Source organism: Microbulbifer sp. MCCC 1A16149, from assembly GCF_050368945.1.
GTDB lineage: Bacteria > Pseudomonadota > Gammaproteobacteria > Pseudomonadales > Cellvibrionaceae > Microbulbifer.
The window spans coordinates 4028598-4042151 of record NZ_CP185959.1; the positions used below are offsets into that span (position 1 = coordinate 4028598).

The 13554-nt window shown below is 61.8% G+C and carries 16 protein-coding genes; 13 read left to right on the plus strand and 3 right to left on the minus strand.

Features of this window, described 5'->3' with window-relative positions:
- Nucleotides 1–30 precede the first annotated feature (30 nt).
- The gene (locus ACONT6_RS16620) at nucleotides 31–267 is read left to right on the plus strand and encodes a DUF2798 domain-containing protein (protein WP_428819529.1); all 237 of its coding nucleotides are present in this window, start codon (nucleotides 31–33) and stop codon (nucleotides 265–267) included.
- Between the two features lie 18 nt (nucleotides 268–285).
- On the opposite strand, the gene ACONT6_RS16625 is transcribed toward ACONT6_RS16620, so the two are convergent.
- Together ACONT6_RS16625 and ACONT6_RS16630 are read right to left on the minus strand one after the other, a co-directional pair.
- Nucleotides 286–852: an SPOR domain-containing protein gene (locus ACONT6_RS16625; RefSeq protein WP_428819530.1), complete on the minus strand. Its 567-nt coding sequence runs from the start codon at nucleotides 850–852 to the stop codon at nucleotides 286–288.
- 77 nt (nucleotides 853–929) lie between these two features.
- The gene (locus ACONT6_RS16630) at nucleotides 930–3125 is read right to left on the minus strand and encodes a primosomal protein N' (protein ID WP_428819531.1); all 2196 of its coding nucleotides are present in this window, start codon (nucleotides 3123–3125) and stop codon (nucleotides 930–932) included.
- Nucleotides 3126–3579: 454 nt separating this feature from the next.
- Here ACONT6_RS16630 and ACONT6_RS16635 point away from each other — a divergent pair, with 454 nt between their 5' ends.
- The 12 genes from ACONT6_RS16635 to rsd all read left to right on the plus strand — a co-directional run bounded on the left by ACONT6_RS16635 (nucleotide 3580) and on the right by rsd (nucleotide 12596).
- On the plus strand, nucleotides 3580–4164 hold the full coding sequence (locus ACONT6_RS16635) for a hypothetical protein (protein ID WP_428819532.1): 585 nt from the start codon (nucleotides 3580–3582) through the stop codon (nucleotides 4162–4164).
- Complete coding sequence (locus tag ACONT6_RS16640) at nucleotides 4161–4466, plus strand: winged helix-turn-helix domain-containing protein (RefSeq protein WP_428819533.1); 306 nt, start codon at nucleotides 4161–4163, stop codon at nucleotides 4464–4466. Before ACONT6_RS16635 ends, ACONT6_RS16640 begins: the two co-directional genes overlap by 4 nt.
- Nucleotides 4467–4644: 178 nt before the next feature.
- The gene (gene rpmE / locus ACONT6_RS16645; protein ID WP_078082942.1) at nucleotides 4645–4857 is read left to right on the plus strand and encodes a 50S ribosomal protein L31; all 213 of its coding nucleotides are present in this window, start codon (nucleotides 4645–4647) and stop codon (nucleotides 4855–4857) included.
- A gap of 32 nt (nucleotides 4858–4889) precedes the next feature.
- Nucleotides 4890–5717 (plus strand): thermonuclease family protein, encoded by an 828-nt coding sequence (locus tag ACONT6_RS16650; protein ID WP_428819534.1) that lies wholly within the window; start codon nucleotides 4890–4892, stop codon nucleotides 5715–5717.
- A 169-nt stretch (nucleotides 5718–5886) separates the two neighbouring features.
- Nucleotides 5887–7140 carry a malic enzyme-like NAD(P)-binding protein gene (locus ACONT6_RS16655; protein ID WP_428819535.1) on the plus strand — a complete coding sequence of 418 codons (1254 nt, stop codon included), beginning with the start codon at nucleotides 5887–5889 and terminating at the stop codon, nucleotides 7138–7140.
- A 236-nt stretch (nucleotides 7141–7376) separates the two neighbouring features.
- Nucleotides 7377–7835 (plus strand): hypothetical protein, encoded by a 459-nt coding sequence (locus tag ACONT6_RS16660; RefSeq protein WP_428819536.1) that lies wholly within the window; start codon nucleotides 7377–7379, stop codon nucleotides 7833–7835.
- Nucleotides 7836–7981: 146 nt separating this feature from the next.
- On the plus strand, nucleotides 7982–9571 hold the full coding sequence (gene gshA, locus ACONT6_RS16665) for a glutamate--cysteine ligase (protein WP_428819537.1): 1590 nt from the start codon (nucleotides 7982–7984) through the stop codon (nucleotides 9569–9571).
- A gap of 153 nt (nucleotides 9572–9724) precedes the next feature.
- Nucleotides 9725–10318, plus strand: coding sequence for an ACP phosphodiesterase (locus ACONT6_RS16670; RefSeq protein ID WP_428819538.1), 594 nt, complete (start codon nucleotides 9725–9727; stop codon nucleotides 10316–10318).
- 34 nt (nucleotides 10319–10352) lie between these two features.
- Nucleotides 10353–10853, plus strand: a complete 501-nt coding sequence (locus ACONT6_RS16675; protein WP_428819539.1) for a disulfide bond formation protein B — start codon at nucleotides 10353–10355, stop codon at nucleotides 10851–10853.
- Nucleotides 10854–10856: 3 nt separating this feature from the next.
- Nucleotides 10857–11252, plus strand: coding sequence for a CidA/LrgA family protein (locus ACONT6_RS16680; protein ID WP_428819540.1), 396 nt, complete (start codon nucleotides 10857–10859; stop codon nucleotides 11250–11252).
- A complete protein-coding gene (locus ACONT6_RS16685; RefSeq protein WP_428819541.1) occupies nucleotides 11242–11988 on the plus strand; it encodes an LrgB family protein in 747 nt (248 codons plus the stop codon). The genes ACONT6_RS16680 and ACONT6_RS16685 overlap by 11 nt, the downstream gene beginning before the upstream one ends.
- Before the next feature lie 140 nt (nucleotides 11989–12128).
- Nucleotides 12129–12596, plus strand: coding sequence for a sigma D regulator (gene rsd / locus ACONT6_RS16690; protein ID WP_428819542.1), 468 nt, complete (start codon nucleotides 12129–12131; stop codon nucleotides 12594–12596).
- Nucleotides 12597–12682: 86 nt separating this feature from the next.
- Here the strand turns inward: rsd and ACONT6_RS16695 are convergent, their stop codons facing one another.
- Nucleotides 12683–13468, minus strand: a complete 786-nt coding sequence (locus tag ACONT6_RS16695) for an FKBP-type peptidyl-prolyl cis-trans isomerase (protein WP_181254905.1) — start codon at nucleotides 13466–13468, stop codon at nucleotides 12683–12685.
- Nucleotides 13469–13554 lie beyond the last annotated feature (86 nt).

Sequence of the window (13554 nt, forward strand, 5' to 3'; positions counted from 1 at the left end):
CTACTTCCTGAGGTTGGATGGAGAGTGCCTGTGGCCCGTTTGAAGCCCCGTTATTACACCCTGGTGTTCGCGTTTTTTATGTCGTTCTTTATGTCGACACTGATGTCGGGTGTGATAACGATCATCAATACCGGGGTGACCGAGGGTTTCCTGTCCCGCTGGCTGCACGCGGGGCTGGTGGCCTGGGCGGTGGCATTTCCGCTGATTTCACTGATCGCGCCGGTGGCGCACCGGATCGCGCGCAGCCTGGTGGAAACCGAGGTTTAGACTCCGCAGTCTGCGAGGTCAGCCCTTGGCAGGTCGCTTGAGCACCAGTGGCATCAGGCGGTGTTCCGCAAGCACGCTGCGCGCGGCGGCCATTTTTGAGCGGTTGGTATAGGGGCCGACGAGTACCCGGTGCCAGGTGCCGCGGGTGTCGGTGGCAGATTCGACCTTTACGTCCAGGTTGGCGAGCATCAGCTGTGCACGCAGGCGATCGGCTTCGGCTTTGTCGCGGAAGCTGGCAGCCTGGAGGATGTAGACCAGGTCGGATTTTGGCTCTACCCGCTGCGCGGTTTCACCGCTTTTCTCTTCTCCCGCTTTTACTCTCGCCTGCTGCTTCTTCGGCTCGGGCACTTTGACTTCGTTCTCTTCCAGCAACTTGTAGAAATCAAAGCGCGGCTTGGCTTCCGCAGGTGCCGGCTCGCGGGCGGCGGGCTTGTCGGCCCGGGCTGCAACCTTGCCCTGTTCGATCTTGAGGTCATTCAGCAGGAATACGAACACCGCGAAACCACCGACGAAGTTGCCCAGTACAAACCAGACCCAGGCGGGTTTGCCGGTGGATTGTTGGCGGCGGGTATTGCGGCGAGCCATGACACTTCTCTCAGTCTTCGATGATTATTGTGCGGACGGGAAATTGTAACCGCTGCGCCGGGCGCTGTGTGCGGGGTTTACGATAATTCCTGGGCATCCATATCGATCGCCCAGCGTATGCGCCGATTGCGGTTGCCCTCGGCCCAGCTACTGAATTGCGCGAGCAGTTTCTGCAACAAGCCGCGCTTGTCGGCGGTGATCTGCACATAGAAACGGAAGCGTCCGGACTTGCGCTCCAGCAGCGCCGGCACCGGTCCCAGATACTGCAACTCCGGGGAGGGCGGCGCCATAGCCTGCAGGTATTCCCGCGCGCTGCTGAGAAACTCCTCCGCCCAGCGCGGCTCCTCACATTCGGCGCGCACCAGCGCCATTGCCCGCGCCGGCGGCAGCTGGGCGATCTTGCGCTCTTCCATCAGCTGGCGAGCGAAGGCACCGTAGCCCTTGTTCAGCAGCAGCTGCAGCAATGGATGTTCCGGGTAGCGGCTCTGTACCAGCACGTGTCCCGGCAGGTCGCCGCGGCCGGCGCGACCGGCCACCTGCTCGAGCAGCTGCCCCATGCGTTCCGGTGCGCGGAAGTCGGCACTGAACAATCCGCCGTCGGCATCCTGGATCACCACCAGGGTGACCCGCGGCAGGTGGTGGCCCTTGGCCAGCATCTGGGTGCCGAGCAGCAGGCAGGGCTCCCCGTTGCGCGCGGGTTCCAGCAGTTTGTCCAGCGCCTGCTTGCTGGCGGTTGTATCGCGATCTACGCGGATTACCGGGAAATTCGCAAAGGTATGGGTAAGGAAGTCCTCACTGCGCTCGGTGCCGGCACCCAGTGCATTCAGGTTGCGGCTGTGGCACTGCGGGCAATTGTGCACCTCGCGCATGCGGTAGTCGCAGTGGTGACAGCGCAGGTGGCGCTGACGGCGGTGCAGGGTGAGCTTGGCAGAGCAGTGCGGGCAATCCGCGAGCCAGCCGCAGTCGTCGCAGGTGAGCGCCGGGGAATAGCCGCGGCGATTGATAAACACCAGCGCCTGTTCGCCACGGTTGAGGGTTTCGCCGATATGCCGCAATACCTGTGGCGCAAATCCTTCCTGCAGCTGTTGGTGAAACGTCGGTACCACGCTGATTTCCGGCGGACGCGCATTGCCCGCGCGCTGGCGCAGACGCAGGTGCTGGTAGCGCCCGCTCAGGGCGTTGTGCAGACTCTCCAGCGACGGGGTGGCGGAACCCAGCAATACCGGCACATCGGCGCGCTTGGCGAGGACCAGCGAGAGGTCGCGGGCGGAGTAGCGCACCCCGTCCTGCTGTTTGAAAGAGCCGTCGTGCTCCTCGTCAATCAGAATCACCCCCAGCCGCGGCAGCGGGGTAAAAATGGCGGAGCGGGTGCCGATCACAATGTCCGCCACACCGCTGGCCGCCGACAGCCATGCGCGGGCGCGCTCACCATCGGCGAGACCGGAGTGCAGGGCGGCGATACGGAAGTCGGGAAAGCGCGCGGCAATTCTGCGCAGGGTCTGGGGCGTCAGGCCAATCTCGGGCACCAGCAGCAGCGCCTGCTGGCCCCGCTGCAGGGCGCGGTCCATCAGGCGCAGGTAAACCTCGGTCTTGCCACTGCCGGTCGTGCCCTCGAGTAGCGAGGCGCTGAAGCCGGTGGCGGCCACGCCGTCGATCACCTGGCGCTGCTCGTCATTCAGTTCCGGAGCCGGGCGCGGTTCCACCACTTCCAACGGCGGTGGTGCGGTGGGCCCGGATACCCAGCGCGCGAGCCCGCGCTCGATCAGTGCCTTGCACACACTGCTGTTGAGCCCGCGGGCATTCAGTGCGGTGCGACTCTGGCGCCCACTGCGCAACAACAGCTGCAACAATTCCTGCTGTTTCCTGGCCCGCGCCAGCGCTGTTTCCGGCAGCCCCTTGCCCTCGGTAGTGAGCTCGAGCCACTGCTCGGCCCAGTGATCCGCCGGCTTGCCCTTGCGCAGGGCTACGGGCAGTGCGGCCGCGTAGAGTTCGCCCAGCGGCGCCTGATAATAATCCGCAGCCCAATGCAGAAAGCCGCGGCTGCGATCGTCAAAAATGGGCTGGCGGTCGATCCGCTCCAGGGCGGGCTTCAGCTCCGCCAGCGGCGAGTCGGAAACCACCTCCACCAGTACGGCTATCAGGTTGCGATTGCCAAAGGACACCCAGTAACGCTGTCCGGGACGCAGGTCTTCCGCGGTGAGTCCTTGCGGCGGCAGATAGTCGAACAGTCGACGCAACGGTACCGGCACCGCCAATCGCAGGATGCCATGCACTCCGACTGTGTGTGCCGCCGCTTGCTCCAATCTGTCCCCCAAACTGCCCGGTATCAGGTACGCGCGTTCGCGCCGCGAAAGCGCGCTAGTGTACCGGTTGGCGCCCCCGGGTACAGCACCACCATCACCGATGGCCAGCCATTACCGCACTGCGACGTGGCAGGGCGCGATGCCACGTGGTAGATGGTTACGCGCCATTTCGCGCTCGCGCTCCCACCGGAAGCGGCTAAAGGCGAAAAACTGGCGCGCAATACCACCTATACGCCTCATTTGGCGTCGCTTCCAGTTGCCAACTCTAAAATTTAAAGTACTCTACAAATCAACTCTAAATATTAGAGTTCTCTATCGGCTCCGACACGCCCCTGATCAGATTTCGCAGGCAGGGCGGGGCCGATCCGCATACGGGACTTATCCACAGTCGTCCCGCCAAAATATATCCACAAGGGAGGTGAACATGACGGACGTGAACAAATTACAGAGTGACCTGGACTATATCAGCAGCGCGGTGCGCGCAGACGCTACCGCCGGCGGTATTCCGGCACTGTATTTTCTGTGGGCCCTGCTGATTGCGGTGGGCTTCAGCCTGCCGGATTTCGCTCCCCGGCTGGCGGGAATTTACTGGCTGGTGGCGGGGATCGGCGGCGGCCTGTTCAGCTGGTACCTGGGCGCGCGCGAGAGCCGGCGGCAGGGGATTAACGACTGCCGTCTGGGCCTGCGCTACGGCCTGCACTGGTCGCTGGCCGGTGCCGCCTTTCTGTTGTGCTTTCTGCCGCTGATGCTGGGGCGCGTATCACCGGAAATGGGCGGGGCGAATTTTCTGCTGATCACCGGTATCGCCTACGGCCTGGCCGGTGTGCACCTGGAACGGCCACTGCTGTGGTGTGGCATTGTGATGCTGCTGGCCTACGGGGTAATGGTGGTGTTGCTGCCACCTTACTCCTGGACCATCACCGGTATCACCGTGGGGCTGGCGCTGTGCTGGGCAGGCTTTAGCCGCCGCGCGGTACTCAGGGCACAGGATACCGGGGCAAAAGAATGAAGGCGCTGAGCGCACTGGATCCACTGCTGGAGCACCGCCTCCGCCTGGGCACCTGTGTACTGCTGGCCAAGCACGGCGAAATCACCTTCGCCCGCCTCAAGTCCCAGTTACAGGCTACCGATGGCAATCTGGGGGCGCAGTTACGCAAACTGGAAGATCGCGGCTATATTGCAGCACGCAAGGATTTTGTCGAGCGCAAGCCGACCACCTGGTATCAGCTGACACCTGCCGGTCGCACTGCCCTGAACGGGCATATGACCGCTCTGCAGGCGTTGATCGACACCAGCGGCACCGGTGGCTGAGCCCCGGCTGGCGGGGTCTCGCGCCGCGACGGCCCCGCAGCCGCATTTGCGCTTGAATCGCCGGGCTAATCTGATAGTATGCGCCGACTTTTTAAACAGCCCGGGGTGAAGACCCCTGCACCAAAGACGATTCCGTGCTCAGCGAAAGACTGGGTGGCGGTGTCGAAAAGAGGCCATCATGAAAACCGATATCCACCCGAATTACAGCGAAATCACCGCGACCTGCTCCTGTGGCAACTCCTACAAAATGGGTTCCACTCTGGGCAAGGACATCCAGCTGGACGTTTGCGCAAACTGCCACCCGTTCTACACCGGCAAGCAGCGCGAAGCGAGCACCGGCGGCCGCGTAGACCGCTTCAAGAAGCGCTTCGGCAGCCGCATTTCCAAGTAAGTGCCGCCGAGCCGCGCACCGGAATGGCTTGTGTGATTCCGGCAGCGAAGAAAAAGACGCCCAGGGCCTCCCTCGGCGTCTTTTTTTGTGCCTGCCTGTTTCTGTTTATCAGCGCGCTGCTGCCGGCGCGGGTGTTCGCCGACTGCGTACTGGGCGAGGCGGACGAACTGGTCGCGCTCAAGAGGGTGGTGGACGGCGATACCCTGCGCCTTAAAGACGGCCGCCGGGTGCGCCTTATCGGCGTCAACACACCGGAGCTGGCCCACGGCCGGCGCCGCGCACAGCCGCTGGCGCAGGAGGCGAAGGAGTTCACCGAGCGCTTCCTGGCCGGGGGAGACCTGGAACTGGTGTACGACAAGGACCGCTACGACAACCACGGCCGCCTGCTCGCACATGTCTACAACCACCGTGGCGACAGCCTCGAATCCGCGCTGCTCTCCGCCGGCCTCGCCTTCCACATCGCGGTCGCGCCCAATCTCAGTCTCGCCGAGTGCCTTGCCAGCCGCGAGGAGCGCGCCCGGGAGTACCAGCGCGGCGTCTGGGCCCCGGGGGTATGGCCGGTGCTCGAAGCCTCCCAGGTGCGACCGGGAGATGGCGGCTTTGTGCTGCTTACCGGCAGGGTGGAGAAAACCGATCGCAACCGCTTCCTGTGGCTGGAACTGGACGGCCCGGTAGCGGTGCGCCTGGATCCGAAACGGGATTATGGCCACCGAAACGGGCGCAATTGGCAAGGGCGTCAAATAGTGGTGAAAGGCTGGCTGGTGGACCGAGGCAGGAAATATTCATCCCGCAATAGGGAGAATAAACGTTGGTTTATTGCGTCAGATTCTGAATTTACTATCGAAATTAGTAGAAATTAACTGGGGCGTTCAGTTTTTGAGCTTGTGGATATCCAGTCGTCTCGGTTATCCTTCGCGCCTCGGATAGGGGCGTCCTCCTGCCCCCACAATAAAATCAAAAATCCGCTGTAAATTGCCGCCCGCCCAACCAGTGCCGGCCGCATTCCAAACCTATAGAGATGACATCCTGATGACCGACTCCTTGCGCCAGGCAGCGCTCGATTATCATGCCATGCCGACACCGGGCAAACTTTCGGTGGAGCTCACAACCCCTGCACAAACCCAGGAAGACCTGTCCCTGGCCTACAGTCCGGGCGTGGCAGAGCCGGTGCGCGAAATCGCCAAAGATCCCGAAGCCGCCTACCTGTATACCGGCAAGGGCAACCTGGTGGCAGTGATCTCCAATGGCAGCGCCATCCTCGGTCTCGGCAACCTGGGGCCGCTGGCCTCCAAGCCGGTAATGGAAGGTAAATCGCTGCTGTTCAAACGGTTTGCCGACATCAACTCGGTGGATATTGAAGTGGACTGCCCCAGTCCCGAACGTTTCATCGAGACAGTCGCGGCCATCGCCAACACCTTTGGCGGCATCAATCTGGAAGACATCAAGGCACCGGAGTGTTTCCACATCGAGGAAACCCTGATCGAGCGCTGCTCGGTACCCGTATTCCACGACGACCAGCACGGCACCGCCATCGTCACCGTGGCCGGTATGCTCAACGCGCTGGAGATCCAGGGTAAAACGATCGAAGACGTGCGCATCGTATGCCTCGGCGCGGGTGCGGCCGCTACTGCCTGCTGCAAGCTGCTGCTGGCCGCCGGCGCCAAGAAAGACCAGATCACCATGCTCGACAGCCGCGGTGTGATTCACTCCGGTCGCAGCGACATCAACGCCTACAAAGGGGAATGGGCGCGGGATACCGAAATGCGCACCCTGGACGACGCCATCGAAGGCGCCGATGTATTCCTCGGCGTATCCGGCCCGGACCTGCTGAGCGCGGAACAACTGGCACATATGGCCCCCAATCCGGTGGTCTTCGCCTGCTCCAACCCCAACCCGGAAATCGCCCCGGAACTGGCCCACGCCACCCGCGACGACCTGATCATGGCCACCGGCCGCTCGGACTATCCGAACCAGGTGAACAACGTACTGTGCTTCCCGTTCATCTTCCGCGGTGCACTGGACGTGCGCGCCACGCGCATTAACGAGGATATGAAGCTGGCCGCCATCGAGGCGATCCGCAAGATCGCACGCGAGGAGGTGCCGGAAGCAGTGCGCGCAGGTTACGGCGGGGTGGAGCTGAGCTTCGGGTCCGATTACATCCTGCCCAAGCCCACCGACCCGCGCCTGTTGCCGGAAGTGGCCGCAGCCGTTGCGCGCGCCGCGGTGGACAGCGGCGCCGCACGCTTGCCATATCCGGCGCACTATCCGCTGAAGACGCTGTAATCACCGAGAGATCTATTCCGGACGTCCAGCGAAGGTGGCGATACGGGGTACAGCTTTGCGAGACCTTCTAAAACAGGGACGTTTTAGAAGAGCCCCCAGGGATGGGTTCACGGCGTGTCTCGCAAAGCTGTACCCCGCATCGCCACCGCCACAGGACCATCAGACACCCGTTCGCTTGAGCCTCCCCCCTACCGCCGCTAAACTGCCCCCATGTCTGAGCAAAGATGTCCCCACGCATGAGTCACGTCTATGTGCTGACCAACCAGCACCAGCAGTTTTTAAGCAAGAGCAACGAGTGGATCGATGGCCGCGAGAGCACCAAGCTGTTCCGCACCGAACACAAAGATGTCGCCATCAACCAGATGTTCGAGGCCAACACTCGCGATGTCACCCTGCGCATCGAACTGCTCGAGTGTGCGCTGGACACGAAAAAGCACCCCCAGATTCCCGCCGATGCCCTGAGCGACGAGCCACTGCTCGCCACTGAAGGGGGGATCACTGCGGGAGATCCGGAAGAGCTGCCGCAACCGGACCCGAGCGAGACGCCGCCGGAACACAACCCGGAAGCGGACCCGCAACCGGCACCGGAAGTCGAGCCGCAACCCCAGCCAGAGGTGAACCCGGATCAGTTCCCCGGCACCACCCCGGAAGTGGAGCCCAACCAGCCCCCGGAAGCCATTACTGGCCAGGCCTGACAATCCCACAGTACGCGCGCACATCGAGCCAGTGGTTGATACCCCTTGAGTTGTCGCGCTGCGCCCCCATTTAGGCCGGATGCGTAAACCATCCGGTTTGCGGCAACCCGGCCCGTTAGCCGACCGGCTGCCCACAGGAGATCCCAGTGACCACGTTCAACCTGGCCGAACTGGCCCAGCCGGAAGCTTTAGCTCTGTTAAAGGGCATTCGCCGCGGCATCGAAAAAGAAAGCCTGCGGGTATCCCCCGAGGGCGAATTGGCACATACCGAGCACCCCCGCGGCCTCGGTTCCGCACTCACCCACGAGTGCATCACCACCGACTTCGCCGAAGCCCTGCTCGAGTTCATCACGCCGCCGGTAGCCACGCCGGAACAGGCGCTGGAAAAGCTCGACCAGATCCATCGCTACACCTACAGCCAGATCGGCGACGAGCGCCTGTGGGTCAACAGCATGCCCGGCCGTATTGGCCGCGATGAAGACATTCCCGTAGCCCGCTATGGCAGCTCCCACAGCGGCACCATGAAAACCATTTACCGGCTCGGCCTCGGCCTGCGCTACGGCCGCGCCATGCAGACCATTGCCGGGATCCATTACAACTTCTCCCTGCCGGACAGTTTCTGGCAGTGGCTACAAGCGAAAGAGGGCAGTGACGAATCGCTGCAGGATTTCAAAACCCGCCGCTACTTCGACCTGATCCGCAACTTCCGTCGCCACTACTGGCTGCTGATTTACCTGTTCGGCGCCGCTCCCGCGGTGTGCGGCACCTTTGTGCAGGATCGCGAGCACAAGCTGCAGTCATTCGACGGCGATGGCCGCAGTCTGTATGCCCCGCAGGCCACCTCCCTGCGCATGGGCGACCTCGGCTATACCAGCGACGCACAGAAATCCCTGATCGTCTGCTACAACGACTTGTCCAGCTATCTGACCACCCTGTGCGCGGCCATCAGCCGACCCTATCCGCCCTACCATGAGCAGGGCGTGAAAGATGCCAACGGCGAGTACCAGCAGCTCTCCACCGGCCTGCTGCAGATCGAAAACGAATTCTACTCCCCGATCCGCCCGAAAAACCCGGCGGGCATGGGTGAGACCGCGCTCTCCGCACTGGACGCCCGCGGTGTCGAATATATCGAGGTGCGCTGTCTGGACCTCAACCCCTTCGTGCCCCTCGGCGTCGAAGCCCCGCAAATGCGCTTTATCGACGCCTTCCTGCTGCACTGCCTGCTCAGCGACAGCCCGCAGGCGGATGACGCCGACTACCGCGCAATCCAGGAAAACCAGTCGCGCATCGTCTATCAGGGGCGCGACCCGGAAATCCAGCTGGTGCACAACGGCAGCGAGCGCAAGCTCACCGACTGGGCCTCGGAGCTGCTCGACGAAATCAGCCCCATGGCAGAGCTGCTCGACAGCACCTGGGAGAGTCACGATTACCAGCGCGCCGTATCCGCCCAGCGCGACAAGATCGATGGCAAGGTCCCGACCCCGGCGGCGCAGATGCTCGCGGAAATGCACGAGCACAAGCAGACCTTCTTCCAGTGGGCCCAGGCCAAGGCCGAGCAACACCGCCAGTACTTCCTCGAGCGCCCGCTGAGTGAGGCAGAACAGGCGGAATACCAGCGCCTGGCCGAGGAATCCCTGCAGCAGCAGGCCGCGGTTGAAGCCGCAGACACGGGGACGTTCGAGGATTTTCTCGGGCAGTATTACGCCCAGTACACCTTCTGTCAGAAAGGTTTATAACCGGAATCGAAGGTGCCGCTGCCGGGTGCTGGTGCGTGAGACCTTCAAAAACAGGATGTTTTTGCAGAGCCCCCAGGGATGGGTTTACGGCGTGTCTCACGCACCAGCACCCGGTTGCGGTACCGCCACAGTACTTATTCTAAGAGTGCCGCCATGAACTACCTCGCCCACCTGCTTCTCTCCGGTCCGGACCCGGACTGGCAACTGGGCGGGTTACTGGGCGATTTCGTCAAAGGCCCGCTCAAGGGCGAACGCCCTCAGGCCATTGAAGACGGCATGCGCCTGCACCGGCGCATCGATCTGTTGAGCGACCGCCATCCCGCCTATCTCGAAGCACTCCACCGTCTCGGCCCCCAGTGGCGGCGACTCGGCGGCATCGCCCTGGATATCTGGTTCGACCACCTGCTCGCCAAACAATGGCAGAACTGGCACCCGCAATCCCTGGAAACCTTCACCCGGAACTGCTGGTCAAACTTCCACAAGCGCCGCCAATGGATACCCGACAACGCACAGGCATTTATTCAGCGCGCCGAGCAATTTAAACTGCTGCCCGGCTACCGCGAGGTAGATGTCATCCAGCGCACCCTGGAACGGGTCGGCATGCGCCTGCGGCGCCCGCAGCCACTGGCAGATATCCTGCCACTGCTGCTGGCCGATAACGAAGCGCTGGAACAGGACTTTCAACGGGTGTTTACCGACTTGTCGCAACAGGCCGAACTGTTCCGACAACAAACATTCCGCCAGTAACGAATTAAAAAGAAATACCCCGGAAAATAATCACATGACCCTGCCAAGCCCTCGCTACACCTTTCTGCTTATGTTCCTCGCCGTTGTCTTTGTACTCGGTGTCGCGTTTTATCTGGAATATGTCCAGGGCCTCGAACCCTGCCCACTGTGTATCACCCAGCGGGTCATGTTTCTCGGCGTCGGCCTCACCTCCCTGATCGCCTTCCTGCACAACCCCAATGGGGTCAACCAGATCGGGCGGCGCATCTACGGCCTGCTGGTCTCCCTGTGGGCTATCGGCGGCCTGTATTTCTCCGGCCGCCAGCTGTGGCTGCAGAGCCTGCCGGAAGACCAGGTGCCCGCCTGCGGCCCCGGTATCAGCTACATGATCGACTCATTCCCCATGGCTGAAGTGATCAAAACCCTGCTCACCGGCGACGGCAATTGTGCCGAAGTGCAGTGGACCCTGCTCGGTCTCTCCATTGCCGGCTGGGCCGCGGTGGGCTTCATCGGCCTGATCCTGTTTGGCGCCTGGCAGGCATTCCGCAAACACTGAGCCATGTCGCTACTGAAAGCATTCCCGCGCTGGCTGATGGGGGCAGGGCTGCTGCTGGGCTTTGATCTCGCCGGCCGCAGCCTCAGCACCGCCTTCTCCCTGCCGGTGCCCGGGCCGGTTGTGGGAATGCTGCTGCTGTTGCTGGCACTGGTGATCTACGGCCGCATACCGCGCGGTCTGGCAGAAGTCGCGGTATTGATTCTGCGCATGCTGGTGCTGATCCTGCTTCCCGCCACCGTGGGGATCTATTTCCTGCAGGAGCTCGCCATCCGCGACTGGCTCACCCTCGCCATCGCCATGCTGGTGGGCACCCTCATCAGCTTTACCCTCACCGCACTACTGTTGCAGCGACTGCTGCAGCGCGCCGCGGTGCGCGCAGGAAATGTGCATGTGGAGTGAGTGGCAGCGCTGGCTCACCCAGGCCCAGCAGGTAGCAGGTGATTTTTTCGAGCCTCTCTCCGCCGCCCACCCGCTGGTCATCCTGCCCCTCAACGCCATCGCCTTCTGGGTCGGACTGCAACTCTATCGCCGCAGCGGCAGCCCGCTGCTGCACCCGGTGATTGGCGCCAGCCTGCTGGTCTTCGCCACCCTGTGGCTGCTGGGCGTGAACTTTGAGGGCTACCAGCGCGGCAGCGGCCTGCTGTACCTGTTGCTGGGACCCGCCATTGTGGCCCTGGCTATTCCCCTCAAACAGAATCTGGCGATGGTGCGCCGGGCGGGCTGGCCGCTGATGCTGGGACTGCTGGTGGGCGCGATACTGGCACCGCTGGTCGCGGTGCTGATCGCCGTCCTGCTGGGAGGCAGCCGCACGGTATTGATTGCGCTCACTACCAAATCAGTCACCACCCCGGTGGCACTGGCCCTGGCGCAGGAGCTGCACGGCATCCAGAGCCTGGCCGCTGGTGTGGTCGCCTTTACCGGGGTTATCGGTGCGGTATTCGGCCCCAGTATTCTGCGCCGGCTGAACGTGACCGATGAGCGGGTCCTGGGATTCAGCCTCGGTATCAATGCCCACGCAATTGGCACTGCGCGCGCGCTGGAAATCAGCGCCCTGTGCGGCGCCTTCTCCGCGCTGGCCATGGGGCTGTGCGGCGCCCTGACCGCGCTGGTGTTACCGCTGGTCGCAACTTTTTGACCGATTATTCCCATTCTTTCACGGTGCTACCGACAGATGTCTCTTTCTGGCGTTTAATGCGGCGTCGTCCTTGCCCACGGCGGCAGAAGCTTCTACATTCCTAAGACGCAGTTGTAGAAGTCAAAAAAGGAATCTTGGAGATGTTGGAGAACTGTAAAAGTGCGCAGGAGCGCTGGGGCGGCGTAAGCCAGATCATCGACCGCTGGCTGCACTCGCGACAGTTGCTGCTGGTCAGCTTCTGCCACCTGTCGGAAAAGAAAGAAATCGCCGACGGCGACAAGGAAGCCGAAGCCAGCGTACGCACCCTGTGTCAGCAGCTGGTGGATTATATATCTGCCGGGCACTTCGAAATTTACGACCAACTTATCCAAGAGGGTCAGGCATTTGGCGATGCCGAGGGTCTGCAGCAGGCAAAATCCCTGTATCGGGAAATCGACGCGACCACCGACATTGCCGTCGACTTCAACGACAAATACCAGGAGACCGACGACCTGGAATCCCTGTCCAAGGATCTCTCCGAACTCGGCGTTGCACTGGAGACCCGCTTTGCCGCCGAGGATCGCATGATCGATACCCTGCACACGGCGCACAAGAATCAACTGGCCTGATTTTGATTTCAGGCAGGCAATAAAAAAGGGGCCGCGAGGCCCCTTTTTTATTTAGCGCTCGACCTTAGCGGTCGCGCTGAGCGCTGTTACTGCGCGGAATCTTCTTCCACCGCTTCTTCTTCCGCCGCGCCTTCATCGTTGCTGATGTCGGCCTTGTGCAGTTCCACTTCGAAAATCAGGGTGGAGTTAGGGCCGATCAGGCCGCCCGCACCGCCCGGGCCGTAGGCCAGGTCAGACGGAATATACAGCTCCCACTTAGCGCCTTCTTTCATCAGCTGCAGGGCTTCGGTCCAGCCCTTGATCACGCCATTCACCGGAAACTGAACCGGCTTGCCGTTTTTGTAAGAGCTGTCGAACTCGGTACCGTCGATCAGGGTGCCCTTGTAGTCCACCTCAACAACGCTGGTTTCGCTGGGGCTAGCACCAGAGCCTTCTGTGATCACTTTGTACTGAAGGCCGGAGTCAGTGGTCTGTACGCCTTCTTTCTTGGCGTTCTCTTCCAGGAACTTTTTACCTTCTTCCAGGTTCTTGTCCGCAGAGGCTTTAAAGTCAGCTTCCTGCTTGGCCATCAGCTCTTTCTGCTTGGCCTGCATGTTTTCCTGGAATACCTGAATGACGGACTTCTTCTCTTCTTCACTCAGGCGGGATTCACGGCCGCTGGCCACATCGTTCAGGGCCATGGCGACAATTTTCGGATCCAGGGCAACGTCCTGGCTCTTGAGGCGATTGGCCATATCTTCGGCAATGATATAGCTGACTTTCTGCTCTTGGGACTCGAGCTTGATATCGGCGGAGTCGGCGGACTCCTGTTTGTTACAGCCAGCCAGTGCAACACCCAGTGCAATCGCAGCAGCCAAAGAAGTTTTGTTCATGAGAATCGTCTCTTTATTTCCGTGTAGCATTATTAGGTTTGAGCAGGGTCCCACCCTCCTCTGCTGTTGTACACCCGAACCCCCGG